This window comes from Enterobacter sp. I4 (genome assembly GCF_022669095.1).
Taxonomy (GTDB): Bacteria; Pseudomonadota; Gammaproteobacteria; order Enterobacterales; family Enterobacteriaceae; genus Enterobacter; species Enterobacter pasteurii.
Genome location: NZ_JALBUO010000002.1, coordinates 1,107,792 through 1,126,184, shown reverse-complemented (window position 1 = coordinate 1,126,184; position 18,393 = coordinate 1,107,792). Strand labels below are relative to the sequence as shown.

General features: G+C 59.9%; 18 protein-coding genes and 1 pseudogene. 9 read left to right on the top strand and 10 right to left on the bottom strand.

Features of this window, described 5'->3' with window-relative positions; all coding sequences use genetic code 11:
• Positions 1-31: 31 nt before the first annotated feature.
• Positions 32-355: an AzlD domain-containing protein gene (locus MOQ06_RS17685; protein WP_242174196.1), complete on the bottom strand. Its 324-nt coding sequence runs from the start codon at positions 353-355 to the stop codon at positions 32-34.
• Complete coding sequence (locus MOQ06_RS17680; protein ID WP_148422520.1) at positions 355-1,014, bottom strand: AzlC family ABC transporter permease; 660 nt, start codon at positions 1,012-1,014, stop codon at positions 355-357. The genes MOQ06_RS17685 and MOQ06_RS17680 overlap by 1 nt, the downstream gene beginning before the upstream one ends.
• Before the next feature lie 103 nt (positions 1,015-1,117).
• Here MOQ06_RS17680 and MOQ06_RS17675 point away from each other — a divergent pair, with 103 nt between their 5' ends.
• The 4 genes from MOQ06_RS17675 (at position 1,118) to MOQ06_RS17660 (ending at position 6,229) form a co-directional block, all read left to right on the top strand.
• Complete coding sequence (locus tag MOQ06_RS17675; RefSeq protein ID WP_242174194.1) at positions 1,118-1,666, top strand: XRE family transcriptional regulator; 549 nt, start codon at positions 1,118-1,120, stop codon at positions 1,664-1,666.
• 17 nt (positions 1,667-1,683) lie between these two features.
• Positions 1,684-2,679, top strand: coding sequence for a LacI family DNA-binding transcriptional regulator (locus tag MOQ06_RS17670; protein WP_242174192.1), 996 nt, complete (start codon positions 1,684-1,686; stop codon positions 2,677-2,679).
• 104 nt (positions 2,680-2,783) lie between these two features.
• A complete protein-coding gene (locus MOQ06_RS17665; RefSeq protein WP_242174189.1) occupies positions 2,784-4,907 on the top strand; it encodes an alpha-galactosidase in 2,124 nt (707 codons plus the stop codon).
• A gap of 44 nt (positions 4,908-4,951) precedes the next feature.
• Positions 4,952-6,229 (top strand): MFS transporter, encoded by a 1,278-nt coding sequence (locus tag MOQ06_RS17660; RefSeq protein ID WP_242174187.1) that lies wholly within the window; start codon positions 4,952-4,954, stop codon positions 6,227-6,229.
• On the opposite strand, the gene rhaM is transcribed toward MOQ06_RS17660, so the two are convergent.
• From rhaM to rhaB, 5 genes are all read right to left on the bottom strand, one after another.
• A complete protein-coding gene (gene rhaM, locus MOQ06_RS17655; RefSeq protein WP_176609176.1) occupies positions 6,217-6,531 on the bottom strand; it encodes an L-rhamnose mutarotase in 315 nt (104 codons plus the stop codon). The two genes, MOQ06_RS17660 and rhaM, sit on opposite strands and share 13 nt — an antisense overlap.
• Positions 6,528-7,676, bottom strand: coding sequence for a lactaldehyde reductase (gene fucO, locus MOQ06_RS17650; protein ID WP_242174185.1), 1,149 nt, complete (start codon positions 7,674-7,676; stop codon positions 6,528-6,530). Before fucO ends, rhaM begins: the two co-directional genes overlap by 4 nt.
• A 46-nt stretch (positions 7,677-7,722) precedes the next feature.
• Complete coding sequence (rhaD, locus tag MOQ06_RS17645) at positions 7,723-8,553, bottom strand: rhamnulose-1-phosphate aldolase (protein ID WP_176609178.1); 831 nt, start codon at positions 8,551-8,553, stop codon at positions 7,723-7,725.
• A 121-nt stretch (positions 8,554-8,674) separates the two neighbouring features.
• Positions 8,675-9,934 (bottom strand): L-rhamnose isomerase, encoded by a 1,260-nt coding sequence (rhaA, locus tag MOQ06_RS17640; RefSeq protein WP_176609179.1) that lies wholly within the window; start codon positions 9,932-9,934, stop codon positions 8,675-8,677.
• The gene (rhaB, locus tag MOQ06_RS17635; RefSeq protein ID WP_242174183.1) at positions 9,931-11,400 is read right to left on the bottom strand and encodes a rhamnulokinase; all 1,470 of its coding nucleotides are present in this window, start codon (positions 11,398-11,400) and stop codon (positions 9,931-9,933) included. The genes rhaA and rhaB overlap by 4 nt, the downstream gene beginning before the upstream one ends.
• Positions 11,401-11,536: 136 nt before the next feature.
• Between rhaB and MOQ06_RS22560 the strand changes: the two genes are divergently transcribed.
• From MOQ06_RS22560 to rhaR, 3 genes are all read left to right on the top strand, one after another.
• Positions 11,537-11,641, top strand: a complete 105-nt coding sequence (locus MOQ06_RS22560; RefSeq protein ID WP_322091058.1) for an ABC transporter ATP-binding protein — start codon at positions 11,537-11,539, stop codon at positions 11,639-11,641.
• A 60-nt stretch (positions 11,642-11,701) separates the two neighbouring features.
• The gene (gene rhaS, locus MOQ06_RS17630; RefSeq protein WP_242174181.1) at positions 11,702-12,538 is read left to right on the top strand and encodes an HTH-type transcriptional activator RhaS; all 837 of its coding nucleotides are present in this window, start codon (positions 11,702-11,704) and stop codon (positions 12,536-12,538) included.
• Positions 12,539-12,611: 73 nt separating this feature from the next.
• On the top strand, positions 12,612-13,460 hold the full coding sequence (gene rhaR / locus MOQ06_RS17625; protein ID WP_148422509.1) for an HTH-type transcriptional activator RhaR: 849 nt from the start codon (positions 12,612-12,614) through the stop codon (positions 13,458-13,460).
• Here rhaR and rhaT read toward each other — a convergent pair whose 3' ends face one another.
• Positions 13,461-14,495 (bottom strand): L-rhamnose/proton symporter RhaT, encoded by a 1,035-nt coding sequence (rhaT, locus tag MOQ06_RS17620; RefSeq protein WP_148422508.1) that lies wholly within the window; start codon positions 14,493-14,495, stop codon positions 13,461-13,463.
• A gap of 288 nt (positions 14,496-14,783) precedes the next feature.
• Between rhaT and sodA the strand changes: the two genes are divergently transcribed.
• Entirely contained in the window at positions 14,784-15,404 is a 621-nt protein-coding gene (gene sodA, locus MOQ06_RS17615) for a superoxide dismutase [Mn] (protein ID WP_003861999.1), read from the top strand.
• A 7-nt stretch (positions 15,405-15,411) separates the two neighbouring features.
• Positions 15,412-16,145 (top strand): annotated as a pseudogene (yiiM, locus tag MOQ06_RS17610) (6-hydroxyaminopurine reductase).
• Positions 16,146-16,243: 98 nt separating this feature from the next.
• Here yiiM and cpxA read toward each other — a convergent pair.
• Positions 16,244-17,617, bottom strand: coding sequence for an envelope stress sensor histidine kinase CpxA (gene cpxA / locus MOQ06_RS17605; RefSeq protein ID WP_148422766.1), 1,374 nt, complete (start codon positions 17,615-17,617; stop codon positions 16,244-16,246).
• On the bottom strand, positions 17,614-18,312 hold the full coding sequence (gene cpxR / locus MOQ06_RS17600; RefSeq protein ID WP_148422767.1) for an envelope stress response regulator transcription factor CpxR: 699 nt from the start codon (positions 18,310-18,312) through the stop codon (positions 17,614-17,616). The genes cpxA and cpxR overlap by 4 nt, the downstream gene beginning before the upstream one ends.
• Positions 18,313-18,393: the final 81 nt, after the last annotated feature.

Here is an 18,393-nt window from a genome sequence, read left to right as displayed (position 1 = left end):
TTGCCCGACGGTCGCGTGCTGTCGGGCTTTTTTACTCTATTCCTGCCAGGCGCAGCAGCGCCGTCACCACCGCAGCCGCCACGATCACCACGATTAAGGGCATTTTGCGCCAGGCCAGAAACACCGCGAATCCCACGCCCAGCACGCGCGCCATCCCGGCAAAATGTTCCCCTTCATAAAACGTTGTCGCCAGCGCGACGGAGAACAGCAGCACCGTGGCCGCATCTGAAAGCAGCGCCTGCGAGCGTTCAGAAAGCGCCAGCCGGCTGCCGAGTTTGGCTCCGCCAAGACGCATCAGATAGGTTCCCGCAGATAAAATGGCGATGCCGACAATAAAGACCGTCATGTTGTCCATTATTTTTTCCTCGCGGCGAGGCCGAGTAAAGAGAGCAGTACCGGTAAGCCCACCGGAGCGAACGGCACGGCGGCCAGCGACAGCGCCGCGCCGCTGCAGGCGCGGACAAGCGTGGTGCGGTTTTTAAATGCCGGTACCACTAGCGCCAGCAGGATCGCCGGAAACACCGCGTCCAGCCCGATGGTTTCCGGGGCAGGCAGCAGCGTGCCGACCAGTGCGCCCAGCACCGCCCCCAGCGGCCAGACGATCGCCACGCCTAAGCCGCACAGCCAGTAGGCCGCCTTTCGCTGCTCGGCGGTTTTTTGCGACAGGCCGAACACCACGCTTTCATCGTTCATGATATGGCAGCCCAAAAGGCTCAGGCCGCGCTTGCCCACCAGGTCGCGCACCGTTACGCCGAACGGCACGTGGCGGGCGTTCACCAGTAAACCCGCAGCGGCCGCCGCCAGCGGGTTGCCGCCGCTCGCCACGATGCCGATAAACATAAATTCAGACGCGCCCGCCAGCACGGTGAGGGAGAGGACAAACGGCACCCAGAGCGGGAAGCCGTAGGCCATCGCCAGCGAGCCGTAGGACATGCCGACCACGCCCACCGCGAGGCAGACCAGGACAATCGCTTTTATCGTGTCGCCTTTCAGGCAAGAGAGGTGATGTTTCATACCATTTTAGCCATATCGAACGTATTTCCATTATAATGAACGCATCAAAAACGTTTTACAAGACGAACGATTCGTTCGTTATAGAGAGACAGAGGCCGTTTCTATGACGCAGCCAATCAGCGTAATCGCCAAAAGCCTGGTGCGGGAACGCCTGCGAACCGGGCTTTCGCTGGCGGAGATTGCCCGCCGTGCCGGGATCGCGAAATCTACGCTTTCTCAACTGGAGTCCGGCAACGGCAATCCTAGCCTGGAAACGCTCTGGTCGTTGTGCGTGGCGCTGGATATTCCCTTCGCCCGGCTTCTGGAGCCGCAGCAGCCTGCCACGCAGGTGATCCGCCGCGGCGAAGGAACAAAATTAGTCGCCGGGCAGGCGAACTACGAGGCTATTTTGCTGGCGGCGTGTCCGCCGGGCGCGCGTCGTGATATTTATCTGCTGCTGACTCAGCCGGGAGCCGACCGTATTTCCCAGCCGCATCCGCCCGGCTCGGTCGAACACATCATCGTGACGCAGGGGCGGGCGATGGTTGGCCTGGTCGACGCGGCGGAAGAGCTTGGTCCGGGAGATTACATTTGCTACTCCGCCGACCAGCCGCATATCTTTAAGGCGCTGGAGCCAGACACGCACGCGCTTCTGGTGGCTGAACAAAACTAACGAAGATACGGAAAATCATGTCGCTTAAAGCCATTGCTAAAGAACTGGGGCTGTCCGTCACCACCGTCAGCCGCGCCCTCAACGGGTATGATGACGTTTCTGCCGAGACGCGCGCCCGCGTGGAGGCGGAGGCCCAGCGCCGTGGCTACCGGCCTAATACCTTTGCCCGTCGCCTGAAGATGGGCAAAATTGACGCCGTCGGGCTTATTTTCCCGGTCCATCCCGTTCCGCTCAATAACAGCGTATTTATGGACATGGTCGGCGAAATTAGCCACGAACTGGCGCGACATGAGATCGACCTGCTGCTCATCGCCGATGACGATCTGGCGGACAAGCACAGCTATATGCGCATGGTGCAAAGCCGCCGCGTGGACGCGCTGATTGTGGCGCACACGCTGGATCACGATCCGCGCCTGGAGCAGCTTCAGGCCGTCGGGTTTCCGTTCCTGGCGCTCGGGCGCAGCCAGCTGCCGCAGCCGTACGCGTGGTTCGATTTTGACAACTATGCCGGCACGTATCAGGCCACCCGCTGGCTGATTGAGAAAGGCCATCAGCGCATTGCCCTGCTGGGCGAAAGCAACAATCAGGCATTTATTACCCAGCGTCGTCAGGGCTATCTCGACGCGCTGCGGGAAGCGGGGCTTTCAAGCGAATGGCTGCGCGCCATGCCGCCTTCGCGCCGCGTGGGGTATGCCACCACGAAAGAACTTCTCTCTCTGCCGCAGCCGCCCACGGCCATCATCACCGACTGCAATACCCACGGCGACGGCGCGGCAATGGCGCTGGCGCAGATGGGACGCCTGTCTGGTGAAAACGCCGTCTCGCTGGTGGTCTACGACGGCTTACCGCAGGACAGCATTGTGGATGTCGACGTTGCGGCGGTGATCCAGTCAACCCGTCAGGGCGTCGGAAAACAGATTGCCGGTATGGTGCGCCAGCTGATTAACGGCGACGACATCAGCACGCTTCAGGTGCTCTGGCAGCCTGAATTCTCCCCGGGCCAGACGGCCTAAACTACGCAAAATTCCAAACCCGATCACAGAACCGAAACGTTTTGGTTTGTATCCGAAACGTTTCGGATCAACACTCAGGACATCCCGATGACAGGAGATGTCTGATGCAAGATTCCGTATTTCGACTCGTAAGCAACGCTGTGGACGTGGTAATAAAAACGCGCCCGTTCGCCGAAATTCTCTACTGGGGGCCGCACCTTCAGCACTTTTCGCCGCAGAATGCCGCTACGCTCGCGCGCCCGGTGGCCAACGGCAGGCTTGATGTGGATTCACCGGTTACGCTGATGGCCGAGCTGGGGCACGGCCTGTTTGGTTCCCCCGGCATTGAGGGGCACCGGCAGGGGCTGGACGGTTCCCCGGTTTTCAGCACCACGGACGTGCAGCAGCAGGGGCAAACCCTGACGATAACGGCAGAAGATGAACACGCGGGCCTGCGCCTGACCAGCGAGCTGGCGCTGGACGCCAGCGGCGTGCTGGTCGTGCGCCACGGCCTAACCAACCTGAAACCGCAGGCGTGGCAGGTGGATCGTTTCGCCGTTACGCTGCCGGTGGCCGAGCGCGCGCGGGAGGTAATGGCCTTCCACGGACGCTGGATCAGAGAATTTCAGCCGCACCGCGTCATGCTTGAGCACGACAGCTTTGTGATCGAAAACCGTCGGGGTAAAACCTCCCACGAACACTTCCCGGCGCTGATTTCGGGCACGCCGTCGTTCAGCGAAATGCACGGCGACGTCTGGGGCGTGCACCTGGGCTGGAGCGGTAACCACCGCCTGCGCGCGGAGGCAAAAACCGATGGCCGCCGTTATATGCAGGCCGAAGCGCTCTACCTGCCGGGTGAAATGGCGATTGACGAGGGCGAAACGCTCTGGACGCCGCGCCTGTATGCCAGCTACTCCGCGCACGGGCTGAACGGCATGAGCCAGCAGTTCCACCGCTACCTACGCGACAACATCATCCGCTTCCCGGAGAACAAACCGCGTCCGGTACACCTCAACACCTGGGAGGGGATCTACTTCAGCCACGATCCGAAGTACATCATGCGCATGGCCGACGAGGCCGCGGCGCTCGGCGTGGAGCGCTTTATCATCGACGACGGCTGGTTCAAAGGCCGCAACGACGACCATGCCGCGCTGGGCGACTGGTATCTGGACGAGAAAAAATACCCGAACGGCCTGACGCCGGTGATTAACCACGTTAAACGGCTCGGCATGGAGTTTGGCATCTGGGTTGAGCCGGAGATGATTAACCCGGATTCTGATTTATACCGCGCGCATTCTGACTGGGTTCTGGCGCTGCCGGGATACGCGCAGGCGACCGGACGACACCAGCTGGTGCTTAACCTGAACATTCCCGAAGCCTTTGATTATCTGGTGGAGCGCATGAGCTGGCTGCTGGGCGAACATGCGGTCGACTACGTTAAGTGGGACATGAACCGCGAGCTGGTGCAGCCTGGGCACAACGGCAAAGCCGCCGCCGACGCCCAGACGCGCCAGTTTTATCGCCTGCTGGACGTGCTGGGCGAGCGCTTCCCGCACGTTGAGTTTGAATCCTGCTCGTCCGGCGGCGGACGTATTGATTACGAGGTGCTGACCCGCAGCCACCGCTTCTGGGCGTCCGACAATAACGACGCGCTGGAGCGCAGCACCATTCAGCGCGGCATGAGCTACTTTTTCCCGCCGGAGGTGATGGGCGCGCATATCGGTCATCATAAATGTCACGCCACCTTCCGCCAGCACAGCATTGCCTTTCGCGGGCTGACGGCGCTGTTTGGCCACATGGGGCTGGAGCTGGATCCGCTCACCGTGGACGCGCAGGAGCGCGAAGGCTATCGCCATTACGCCGCGCTGCACAAGCAGTGGCGCGAGGTGATCCACCGCGGCACCCAGTGGCGCGTGGATATGCCGGACGCCACCACGCTGGCGCAGGGTATAGTGAGCGACGACAGGAAGCACGGGCTGTTTATGGTCAGCCAGCTCGCGATGCCGGATTACACCCTGATGATGCCGCTGCGCATGCCGGGGCTGGACGCCAGCGCGCAATACCGAGTTACGCTGCTCGACCATCCGAATATTCAGATTACGGGAGAGGGCGGGCACACCATGCGCAAGCTCCCGGCGTGGATGAACGCGCCGCAAACGGCGAGCGGTGAGTGGCTGATGCAGGCGGGTATTGCGCTGCCGATTCTGGATCCGGAGACCGCCATTCTGATTGGCGTGGAACGCGTGTAAGGGTGACGGGCCGGGTAGCCGGCCCTCCGTTGAGGATAAAAATAATGAACACAACAACCTGTACCCACAAAGACAACCCTAACTTCTGGATTTTTGGGCTGTTCTTCTTTCTCTACTTCTTCATCATGGCCACCTGCTTTCCGTTTCTGCCTATCTGGCTGTCGGACATCATCGGCCTGAATAAAACCCATACCGGCATCGTTTTCTCCTGCATTTCGCTCTCGGCTATCGCCTTCCAGCCGGTGCTGGGGGTGATTTCGGACAAGCTGGGGCTGAAAAAACACCTGCTGTGGATTATCTCGGTGCTGCTGTTTCTCTTCGCACCGTTCTTTCTGTACGTCTTTGCGCCATTGCTGAAAACCAATATCTGGCTGGGCGCGCTGAGCGGCGGGCTGTATATCGGCTTTGTCTTTTCGGCCGGGTCGGGAGCGATTGAGGCCTACATCGAGCGCGTGAGCCGCAACAGCTTCTTTGAATACGGCAAGGCGCGCATGTTCGGCTGTCTCGGCTGGGGGCTGTGCGCCTCAACCGGCGGCATTCTGTTCGGCATCGATCCGTCGTACGTTTTCTGGATGGGATCGGGGGCGGCGCTGCTGCTGATGCTGCTGCTGGTGGTCGCGAAGCCGAAGCCCAACCAGACGGCGCAGGTGATGAACGCCCTGGGCGCGAACCAGCCGCAGATCACCGCCAGAACCGTGTTCAGCCTGTTCCGCCAGCGCAGAATGTGGATGTTTATTCTGTACGTGATCGGCGTGGCCTGCGTGTATGACGTTTTCGACCAGCAGTTTGCCACCTTCTTCAAAACCTTCTTCGCCACGCCGCAGGAGGGCACCCGCGCCTTTGGTTTTGCGACGACGGCGGGAGAAATTTGCAACGCCATCATCATGTTCTGCTCGCCGTGGATCATTAACCGCATCGGCGCGAAAAACACGCTGCTGATCGCCGGGGTGATTATGGCGACGCGCATCATCGGCTCGTCTTTCGCCACCACCGCTGTGGAGGTGATTGCCCTGAAGATGCTGCACGCGCTGGAGGTCCCGTTCCTGCTGGTGGGGGCGTTCAAGTATATTACCGGCGTGTTTGATACGCGTCTGTCGGCCACTATCTACCTGATTGGCTTCCAGTTTGCCAAGCAGTCGGCAGCGATCTTCCTCTCCGCCTTTGCCGGAAATATGTATGACCGGATCGGCTTCCAGGAGACGTATCTGATGCTGGGCTGCTTCGTGCTGGCGATTACGGTGGTATCGGCGTTTACGCTGAGCAGCAGACAGGAGATTGCCGCTGCCGCGGGCGCGGCAGCGTTAACCGGTCAGTCCAGGTAAAACACCTCTTTCAGCCCGGCACTCACCGGGCTGTTGTCGGGGTTCGACGGCATCACATCGCGCATGTGTTTCCACCAGCGCTGGCAGACGTCGGTATTCGCTACCGCGTTCCAGCGCTCCTCCGATTCAATCTCCACGGTGGCAAACAGCAGGCTGCGTTCACCGTCGAGATAAATGGCGTAGCGGTGCGCGCCGTGGTCTTTCAGCACCGATTCCAGCTCGGGCCAGATCGGATTGTGGCGGCGCGCGTACTCCTCGTGCGCGTCCGGGTTAACCTGCATGACAAAGGCTTTGCGGATCATAATGCCTCCAGATACAGCTCGCGAACCTCGTCGCGGCTGGCGGTGCGCGGGTTGCACGGCGCGCACGGGTCAGCGAGGGCTTTATCCAGCCAGCCTTCGATATCGGCTTTGCTGACGCCAAGCTGGCTGAAGCCTGACGGAATGCCGACGCGGGCGCTCAGGTCGCGAATCGCCTGAATCGCTGACGCGCTGGCCGCCTCGTCGCTCATACCCTGCGTGTCGACACCCATCGCCTGGGCCACGCGGGCAAAGCGGGCTACGGCGTTCGGGCGGTTAAAGTTTTCGACGATCGGCAGCAGGATGGCGTTGCACACGCCGTGCGGCAGGTTGTGCGTCGCGCCCGGCTGGTGCGCGAGGGCGTGCACGAGGCCGAGGCCAGCGCTGTTAAACGCCATGCCCGCCAGATACTGACCAAACGCCATCTGCTCGCGCGCTTCCAGGTTATGGCCGTTGTTGACCGCTTCCGGCAGCCAGCGGTTAATCAGGCGAATTGCTTCCAGCGCGTTGGCGTCGGTCAGCGGGTGCGCGCCAACGGAGACGTAGGCCTCAACGGCGTGGGTTAACGCGTCCATGCCGGTGGCGGCGGTTACGGAGGCGGGAATATCGAGCATCACGCTGGCGTCATCCACGGCGATATCCGGGATGATATTCGGGTCGATAATCACCTCCTTCACCTGGCGCGCGGAGTCAATAATTACCGCGTTGCTGGTCATCTCCGCCGCCGTGCCCGCGGTGGTGTTGATCGCCACCAGCGGCACGCCCGGGTTTTTCACCTTGCCGACGCCGGAGTAGTCGGTGGACGGGCCGGGGTTAGCGGTGAGGATCTTAATGGCTTTGGCGGTATCAATCGGGCTGCCGCCGCCGAAGGCAATTACATAATCACACTCCGCGTCCCGGTACGCTGTGAATCCTTTCTGCACCAGCGCTTCCGTCGGGTTCGGGAACACCTCGTCGAACAGGTGATACGACATCTGATGGGCGTCCAGCGCGGTAAACAGGCTGTCGAGCAGGCCCAGCTTCACCAGCTGGCCGTCGGTGACAATCAGCGCTTTTCCCCAGCGCTTGTTTGCCACCAGCATGACCATGTCGCCGATTGCGCCCGCGCCGTGCAGGCTGATTTTTGGAAGTGCCAACATAAAGCTCATGATAATTCTCCTTAACTATCGCCAGTACCGTCCGGCCAGCGAGGGGTTACGCGTATAATTCCAGCGCTGACCGTAGCGGGCTCACGCCGAAGCGCTTGCCGAGCGCGATTAGCTCTTCGCGGGTAATGGTTTGCTTCATACCGCCCATGGAATAGACCTTCACCAGCACCTCCGCCGATTTTTCAGCGGTGTCGATCAGGCCAAAGGTTTCATCCAGCGTCGGGCCGCTGCCGAAGACGCCGTGGAACGGCCACAGCACCAGCGAATGTTTTTGCATATCTCTGGCGGTCGCCTGGCCGATCTCGTCGGTACCCGGCACCATCCACGGCAGAATGCCGACGCCGTCCGGGAAGACCACCAGACACTCGGTGCTGCCTTCCCACAGCTTGCGGGTGATAAAGTCCGAGCTGTTTTCCAGCACGTAGGTCAGGGCGATCAGGTTGGTGGCGTGGCAGTGCATGATCGCGCGGTCCTTGCCGTTGGTCGCCTTAATGCGCTCGCAGTGGGAGAGGAAGTGTGCCGGCAGCTCGGACGTTGGCACCGCGTCGTCCGTCAGCCCCCACAGAATGTGGTAGCCCGCGCCGTCGCTGTCCACCTTCACCACGCCGAGGTTGGCCTGCGGGTCGAGCTGGACGTTGCGGAAGAACTTGCCGGAACCGGTGACGATAAACGGCGTATTGGCGAGCAGCGGCATGGGCTGGCTCAGGGCGATATAGCGCGGCTTCTGATGAAAATCGGCGGCGAACGGCTCGATATCCGCGTCGTCCAGGCGCAGCGTGAGGTTGCCGCCGTTACGCTCGTCCCAGCCCTTCAGCCAGGCGTCGGAGGTGGCTTTGATCATGCCCTGGACGAACCAGGAGGTAGTGATGGTCTGCATAGTTTTCTTTTCCAGTTATCGCGGTGAGGTTGAACCCCTCACCCTAACCCTCTCCCCAAAGGGGAGAGGGGATGGTTTGCTCCCTCTCCCCTTTGGGGAGAGGGCAGGGGTGAGGGGGCAGTTACCCGCGCTGACTCAATACGTCTTTTTCATACGCCCGCACGTTTTCCAGCCACTGGCTGCCTGCCGGGGCGTCGTGACGTTGGCAGTACATTTCCCACACCGCCTGCCACGGCAGGGATTTTTGCTCTTCCAGCAGCGCCAGGCGCGCGGTGTAGTCGCCGTTTGCTTCCAGCTGTTTCAGCGCGGCGACTGGCTCCAGCAGGGCGCGCAGCAGCGCTTTCTTCATGTTGCGGGTGCCGATCACCCACGCCGCGATGCGGTTGATGGAGGCGTCGAAGAAGTCGAGGCCAATGTGCACGCGGTCAAACAGGTCATGGCGGATGATTTCGCTGGCAATCGCCTGGGTTTCGTCATCCAGCAGCACCACGTGGTCGCTGTCCCAGCGCACCGGGCGGCTGACGTGCAGCAGCAGGCGCGGCACGAAGAGCATGGCGGCGGAGATTTTGTCGGAGATCACTTCTGTTGGGTGGAAGTGGCCGGCGTCCAGGCACAGGGCGGTCTGGCGGCTGGTGGCGTAACCCATGTAGAACTCGTTCGAGCCGACGGTGTAGCTCTCTGCGCCAATGCCGAACAGCTTGCTCTCCACCGCGTCGATGTGGTGCGCCGGGTTCAGCTTTTCGCTGATGGCTTCATCCAGCGCGGCCAGCAGGCGCTGACGCGGGGCCAGACGGTCGACGGTGATGTCCTTCATGCCGTCCGGGATCCAGATGTTCATCACCGACGGCGTGCCGAGCTGCTCGCCAAAATACGCCGAGACGCGGCGGCTGGCCTTGACGTGGTCGATCCAGAACTGACGGATGTCGTCGTTGGCGTGGGCGAGGGTAAAGCCGTCCGCGCTCAGCGGGTGCGAGAAGCAGGAGGGGTTAAAGTCCAGGCCCAGCTTATGAGCTTTCGCCCACTCCACCCAGTTTTTAAAGTGTTCTGGTTTGATCTCGTTACGCGCCACCGGCTCGTCGGACTCCAGATAAATCGCGTGCAGGTTCAGGCGTTTTGGCCCCGGGATCAGGCTCAGCGCCAGCTCCAGATCCGCACGCAGCTCGCTCGCGCTGCGCGCTTTGCCCGGGTAGTTACCCGTCGCCTGAATGCCACCCGTCAGAGAACCGCCCGGGTTCTCGAAGCCGGCCACGTCATCGCCCTGCCAGCAGTGCATGGAGACCGGCAGACGGTCGAGCTGGCGCAGCGCCGCTTCGACATCCACGCCGACGGCGGCGAAACGCTGTTTAGCCAGGTCCCAGGCTTGTTCAAGTTGAGTGGTCATGCGCAAAGCTCCTTAGTCAGTCGTTTTTGCTGAAACTGCGCCCGGTAGCGGGCAATTTCATGGCAGGGATTGGGGGTGAAGGTGGTCAGACGGGTGTTCGCGGCGACCACCGAGCGGAAATCGTCGACGTCTGAAAGCTCGTCCAGGGTCATCAGCTGAATGCCGATATTGCCGAGCGTCGAAGCCTCCACCGGACCCGCCACCACGGTGATGCCGCAGGCGTCAGCGCAGAGCTGGTTCAGCAGCTGGTTCTGACAGCCGCCGCCCACGACGTGCAGCTGGCTGAACGGTTTACCGCGAAGGCTCGCCAGCTCGCTCAGGATGTCGGCATAGAGCAGGGCCAGGCTGTCAAAAATACAGCGCGCCAGCTCGGCAGGGCGCGAAGGCACCGGCTGCCCGGCTTCAAAACAGGCGGCCTGGATTTCGGCGCTCATATGCACCGGGTTGATAAAGCGGTCGTCGTTCGGGTTGATCAGGAACGTGCAGGCCTTCAGCTTTTCGGTTTCTGCGATAAGCGCAGGCAGGTCGGCAATGTGCTGCTCTTTCAGCACCCGCTGGAGCAGCCACAGGCCCATGATGTTCTTCAGCACGCGGTAGCGCCCTTCGGCACCGCCTTCGTTAGTGATGTTCGCCGCCAGTGCGGCGTCGCTGGTGTACGGCGTTTTGCTCTCAAAGCCCATCAGCGACCAGGTGCCGGAAGAGAGGTAGGCCGCGTCTTTATCGGCCAGCGGCGATGCGATCACCGCGCTGGCGGTATCGTGGCTGGCAACGGCGACAACCGGGATGGCGTTCCCCTGCGGGCAAATCCACTGCCCGATCACGTTACCCGGATGGGTCGGCGTGCCGAACCAGGAAGGCGAAGCGCCGGTCCAGGCAAGCAGGGTTTCATCCCAGCTATCGGTGTTGATGTTGACCAGCTGCGTGGTGGTGGCGTTGGTGTATTCCCAGTTCATGTTGCCGGTCAGCCGGTAGCTTAAGTAGTCCGGGATCAGCAGCGCGTGCGCCACCTTTGCGGCCAGCTCCGGCTGCTGCTCAACCAGCGCGCGCAGCTGATACAGCGTGTTAAACGGCAGAAACTGAATGCCGCTGCGGCCGTAGATGCTGTCCTTGCCAAGCTGCGCGATGGCGTGCGCCATCAGCCCGTCGGTGCGGCCGTCGCGATACGAGACGGGCAGGCCGACGCGTTCGCCGTGGCCGTCGAGCAGAACGTAGTCCACGCCCCAGGTATCAATCCCGATGCTGTCGATGCGAATGCCGTCGTTGCAGACGTTGTTCAGCCCGATGCGGATCTCCGCTTCCAGGGCATCAATATCCCAGGTATCAAAGCCGTCCCGTTTTTGCAGGCAGTTGGCGAAGCGGTGCATTTCGCGAAGCGTAAGAGCGCGCTGGCCGCAGTCCCAGGTGGCGAGCATTACGCGGCCGCTGGATGCGCCTAAATCGACAGCCACACAATGGCGAAAAGTCATGGTCAGGTCCCTTCTTAAGTCATTAGCGCTGAGTGTAAAAAAGGGAAGAAAAGGCCACCTTCTCGTCACTGACAGCCCAAAACTCGCGCTGGCAAGAAAGCAAAGATGAACGTGAGGGAGTTCACAGTTTCCAGGAATGGCGGGGTTTTCAGGCAGTGTGACGTTGACCGCATTTCCCGATCTTTCCGCCTGTTTCTTGAAAAATCGGCAGCTTTTGCGCGGTTTGCTGTCAAAAATTTAAGGTGAGCGCGAAAGGCCTTAATTACTATTTTGAGAACTTTTCTCATTGGTGGAGGCCGTTATGACCGTACTGCACAGCGTCGATTTTTTTCCTTCGGGAGCGTCTCCGGTCGCGATTGAGCCACGGCTTCCTCAGGCTGCGTTTCCAGAACATCATCATGATTTTCATGAGATTGTGATTGTCGAGCACGGGACGGGAATTCATGTCTTCAACGGCCAGCCGTATACCATCAGCGGCGGCACGGTGTGCTTCGTGCGCGACCACGACAGGCACCTGTATGAACATACCGACAATCTGTGCCTGACCAATGTGCTCTATCGTTCACCGGATGCGTTCCAGTTTATTTCGGGGCTGAACCAGCTGTTGCCCCAGGAGCAGGACGGACACTATCCGTCGCACTGGCGGGTAAATCAGTCCACGTTGCAGCAGGTGCGCCAGCTGGTGAGCCAGATGGAGCAGGGCGAAGACGGGCAGGAGACGCACGCTATCGTCACCCGCGAGCTGCTGTTCATGCAGCTGCTGGTGCTGCTGCGCCGCGGCAGCCTGGTGGAAGGCCTGGAAAATAACGACGGCCGGCTGAACCAGCTGATGGCCTGGCTGGAGGACCATTTTGCCGGGGACGTGTGCTGGGAGACGCTGGCGGAGGATTATTCGCTGTCGCTGCGCACGCTGCATCGTCAGCTTAAGCAGCGCACGGGGCTGACGCCGCAGCGCTACCTTAACCGCCTGCGCCTGATCAAGGCGCGCCATCTTTTACGCCACACCGACGAAAGCGTCACGGATATCGCCTATCGCTGCGGTTTCGGCGACAGCAATCACTTTTCGACCCTGTTTCGCCGGGAATTCAGCTGGTCGCCGCGCGATATCCGGCAGGGGAAAGACGCGTTGCTTCAGTAACGCGAGGGCAGTCACCGTTTTCAGACCGCAAAAAGGCTAATAATGTCCGGTTATTCACCGTAGAGGTTGTGGTGTGGCCGCTCAGTTAATTCTTCGCAAAGATGATTTTTTCGCCTCCGCGAGTCAGGCCGTCGCGGTGGCGGACCGCTACCCGCAAAACGTCTTTGCCGGGCACACCCACGAGTTCTGCGAGCTAGTGCTGGTGTGGCGCGGCAACGGTTTACACATCCTCAACGACCGGCCCTACCGCATTACGCGCGGGGATCTGTTCTACATCCGCGCCGAAGACAAGCACGCCTACGCCTCGGTTAACGATCTGGTGTTGCAGAACGTCATCTACTGCCCGGACAGGCTCAGGCTGAATATCGACTGGGCGGCCAGCATCCCCCGTTTTCTTGATGCCGGCGGCGAACCGCACTGGCGCTTAAGCAGCAGCGGCATGGCTCAGGTGCGCCAGACGATCTCCCAGCTGGAGCAGGAGAGCCAGAAAAGCGATCCGGTGGCTAACCAGATGGCGGAACTGCTTTTCGCCCAGCTGGTTATAACCCTCAGGCGCCATCGTTACGCCACCGATAACCCCTCCGCTACCGCGCAGGAAGCGCTGCTGGACAAGCTGATCGCCCGGCTCGCGGGCAGCCTGAACAAAAGCTTCGTGCTGGAAAAGTTTTGCGAGCAGGAGCAGTGCAGCGAGCGCGCGCTGCGCCAGCAGTTCCGCACCCAGACGGGGATGACGGTGAACCACTACCTGCGCCAGCTGCGCATCTGCCACGCCCAGTACCTGCTGCAGCATACGGAGCTGATGGTCAGCGAGGTGGCGATGCGCTGCGGCTTTGAGGACAGTAACTACTTTTCGGTGGTGTTTAACCGCGAGGTGGGGATGACGCCGGTTCAGTGGCGTCATCGCAGTCGAAAGGCGGCCTGATCAGCTCGCCATGCCGAGGCCGACAATGTTGGCGGCAATGATAATCACCACGCAGCCCAGGCTCAGCACGCCCACCGGACGACGCCCGGCGTTATTCCACTCCTTCAGCACCAGCCCAACCAGCCCGCCGCACAGGACGTAGAAGCTCATGTGCAGCATCCAGCTTATGTAGTCGTACTGCGGCGGAATGCTGGCGTGGCCCCAGGCGTAAAAAAAGAACTGCAGATACCACATCAGGCCGCCAAGGGCGGAGAGCAGCACGTTGGTAATGATTAAGGATTTTGCCAGCGAGAAGTCGGCTTTTACCGACAGATTTTTCACTTTTGCCAGACGAATAAAGCAGAAGCCGAGGTTTACCAGCGCGCCGCCGCCCATGATCACCACGTAGCTTGGCAGGGCCACGTACAGCGGGTCGACGCCCAGCGCAGCGGCCGCTTCGTGCATAGGTTTCGCCGCGTTCATGGCGAACGACATGCCCGCCGAGAAGATGCCGCACATCACCGCCAGCAGCAGCCCTTTCTTCAGGTTAAAGTCTTCGGCCTTGATGCCCATCCTGCGCTCTTTCAGCTGGCCCGCACGGGTGACGATACCCACGCCGATCACCGCCACCAGCACGCCCAGCAGGGTCATCCGCCCGCCCTGGGTGTTGATCAGCACGTCGAAGTCGCCGTTGAGGATCGGCGTCATCAGCGTGCCGACGATCAGCGTAATGCCAATCGCGATGCCAATCCCCATCGACATGCCGAGGTAGCGCATGGTCAGGCCGTAATTGATATTACCGATGCCCCACATCGCGCCGAACAGAAACACCGGCAGCAGGGTGGAGGCACTGAAGGAGGAGAAATAGCCCCAGAAATCCGGAAGCAGCATGGCGCTGATGGTCCAGGGCAAAATCAGCCATGAGACCGTACCGCCAACGGACCACATGGTTTCCCATGACCAGCCCTTAATCTTTTTAAACGGGGCATAGAAACAGGCTGCACTGGCCGCGCCTATCAAATGCCAGAAGATACCCATCGTAATCGCATGATTCATTTTTACATCCTCATCGTTTTTATAGTCGGTGGCTTCCCGCCGACCTGATGAGTGTAAAAATTAGGCGGTTCAGTAACCTTGAGAAGGTTGCCGCACTTTTGTTCAGGGTGGCAATTATCACGTTAAGCAGGTGAGCAGACTCACAATTTTGTGATTTATCGAAACGCGAATAACCTTATAAAAGATACGGCATTGATAATCATTTTCAATATCATTTAATTAACTATAATGAACCAACTGCTTACGCGGCATTAACAGCTGTGCCGCCCGACACTAATGGAGAGGATTATGAGTTATACACTGCCATCCCTGCCGTATGCCTACGACGCACTGGAACCGCATTTCGACAAGCAGACGATGGAAATCCATCACACTAAACACCACCAGACCTACGTGAACAACGCGAATGCTGCGCTGGAAAGCCTGCCAGAGTTCGCAAACCTGCCTGTTGAAGAGCTGATTACCAAACTGGACCAGCTGCCGGCAGACAAAAAAACCGTGCTGCGTAACAACGCTGGCGGTCACGCTAACCACAGCCTGTTCTGGAAAGGCCTGAAAACCGGCACCACCCTTCAGGGCGACCTGAAAGCGGCTATCGAGCGCGACTTCGGCTCCGTTGATAACTTCAAAGCGGAATTCGAAAAAGCGGCTGCAACCCGTTTCGGCTCTGGCTGGGCGTGGCTGGTGCTGAAAGGCGACAAGCTGGCGGTTGTTTCTACTGCGAACCAGGACTCCCCGCTGATGGGTGAAGCTATTTCTGGCGCATCCGGTTTCCCAATCCTGGGTCTGGACGTGTGGGAGCACGCTTACTACCTGAAGTTCCAGAACCGTCGCCCTGACTACATCAAAGCGTTCTGGGATGTAGTGAACTGGGACGAAGCAGCAGCGCGTTTCGCCGCTAAAAAATAAGGTTGCATTGACGCCTGTGAGAAGCGAGTCTGATGACTCGCTTTTTTTGTATCTGAAGGAGTAGAGATGCATTACCCGGTGAATGTGTTTACAGGCAAGGTAAGGGAGTACGACGGCAGCCGCCCGAGCGCCATCGCCAAGGTGCAGGTCGACGGCGAGCTGACGCTGACCGAGCTCGGCCTGGCGGGTGACCAGCAGGCTGAAAAGAAGATCCACGGCGGGCCCGAGCGCGCGCTGTGCCACTATCCGCGCGAGCACTATCAGCACTGGAAAACCGAATTTCCTGAACAGGCGGACCTGTTCGTCGCGCCGGCGTTTGGTGAAAATCTGTCGACCGAAGGGCTGACGGAGAAGAACGTCTTTATCGGCGATATTTACCGCTGGGGCGATGTCCTGATTCAGGTGACGCAGCCACGCTCGCCGTGCTTCAAGCTTAACTACCATTTCGGCATTCAGGATATGTCGGCCCAGCTGCAAAACGCGGCTAAAACCGGCTGGCTGTACCGCGTGGTGCAGGCGGGAGAGGTTGCTGCGGATGCGCCGCTGGCGCTCGCCTCACGCCTGAGCGATGTCTCCGTGCATGAGGCCTGCGCCATTGCATGGCATATGCCGTTCGATGACGAGCAGTATCATCGGCTCCTGTCGGCGGCGGGGCTGTCGACAAGCTGGACCAGAACGATGCAGAAGCGGCGGATAAGCGGGAAGATCGAGAGCAGTTCGCGGAGATTGTGGGGTAAATAATGCCCCTCACCCCGGCCCTCTCCCCAAAGGGGCGAGGGTGAAAAGACCGCACCGAGCCGTCCCCTCTCCCCTATGGGGAGAGGGTTAGGGTGAGGGGATTACGAACGCTTATACAGCGGCAGCCACAGCGTTAACCGCAACCCGCCCAGCGGGCTGTCATCGGCCTTCACCCAGCCGCGGTGCTGCTGCATGGCGGTTTCGACAATCGCCAGCCCAAGCCCCGTACCGCCAGATTCACGGTCGCGCGCTTCGTCTGTACGGTAGAACGGACGGAAAATTTGCTCGCGATCTTCCGGGCTGACGCCTGGACCGTCGTCGTCCACGATGATGGTGATCCCGTCTTTATCCACCGAAAACGCCACTTCAATCTTCGTATGGGAATAGCGCAGGGCGTTACGCACGATATTCTCCAGCGCGCTTTCCAGCGTGTTGGGGTTACCGTACAGCGGCCACGGGCCCGGCGGGAAATTGACGGTGAAGGATTTGCCCATCTGCTCCGCTTCGAACGCCGCGTTGTCCAGCACCTCGTGCCACAGCTGATTGGCTTTCACCGTTTCGCTCACCAGCGCGTTTTTCTGCTGATTGCGCGACATCACCAGCAGATCGTTGATCATGCTGTCCAGCCGCTGGGCTTCCGTCTCAATACGCTCCAGCTCTTTGCTCTCGCCGCTGCGGCGACGCAGCAGGGCGGTACCCAGCTGCAGGCGCGTGAGCGGCGTACGCAGTTCATGCGAGATGTCCGACAGCAGGCGTTGCTGTGCGGTCATCATGCGGTCGAGAGCGCTTACCATCTGGTTGAAGCTGGTTCCCGCGGCCAGAAACTCCTGCGGCCCGGATTCCAGCTCCGGATGCTGCCTCAGGTTGCCCTGTGCCACTTCGTCCGCCGCGTTTTTCAGCTTACGGGCTGGTTTCGCCAGGCTCCATGCCAGCCATAACAGCAGCGGAGAGCTGACCAGCATCGTGACAATCAACAGCAGAAGCGGACGGTCAAACAGCAGGTTGATGAAGTCGGACTGGGAATTGCTCGCTGGGCGAATCAGATAGAGCTGGTAGTTGTCTTCCCCATCCCGTACCGAGAAAGGGCCAACCATCTCTACCCGACCATATTTCTTTTTCTGTGGGTGATCGGCGTTATCCGCCTGGCCAATAAAGTTGCGGATAATCTGCATCTCATTGCGATCGGCCCCAATGACGCGGCCTTCGCTGGTCACCAGCAAAAGGCGTTGTCCGGGGGGCGCCCACTTGTCGATAGCGCGAAACAGCCTGCGCCACCACATTAAATCGTTCGGCGGATCGTTTGCCAGCTCCGCTTCCACGTGCTGCTCGATCATCACGCCCTGACGTTGCTCGCTGTCCAGCAGCTCCGTCATCTGGCGTGAGTCGAGTTTTGGCAACATCAAAACGAGCATTAAAACCAGTGCCAGCGTCAGCCAGAAGATGGCGAAGATGCGGGCAGTTAAGCTGCCTATCATGAAGCGGAAACCATCAGATAACCGCGACCACGCAGGGTTTTAAACCACGGATGACCGTCTTTACGCTCCGGCAGCTTACGGCGCAGGTTCGAGATATGCATATCGATAGCGCGGTCGAACGGCGTGAGGCGTTTACCCAGCACTTCCTGGCTTAAATGTTCACGCGACACGACCTGGCCGAGATGCTGCGCCAGCAGATACAGCAGGGTGAACTCGGTACCGGTCAGCTCAAGAACTTCACCGTCGAAGCTCGCTTCCTGACGGCCCGGATTCAGGCTCAGGGAGTCAACTTCCAGCGTTGGTGAGCTGTTGTCGGTATTCTGCTGCTGCTCGCTCCAGTGGGAACGGCGCAGGATGGCGCGAATACGGGCCACCAGTTCACGATCGTTGAACGGCTTAGGTAAATAGTCATCCGCACCCAGCTCAAGGCCGAGTACACGGTCAAGCTCGCTGCCGCGCGCGGTCAGCATGATAACGGGGGTCTGGTGTGTCTGGCGAAGCTCTTTCAGCGTATCAATACCGTTTTTCTTCGGCATCATTACGTCGAGCAAAAGTAGATCGATGCTGTCGTCAAGGAGACTCAGCGCCTGTTCCCCATCATGGGCAACCAGGACGTTGAAACCTTCCATGTCGAGCAACTCCTTTAAAAGGGATGTGAGCTCTCGGTCATCATCAACTAACAGGATTTTATTCATTGTTTAAATACCTCCGAGGCAGAAATTACGACATCAAGGCTATCTAATCCATGACTTTACGTTGTTTTACACCCCCTGACG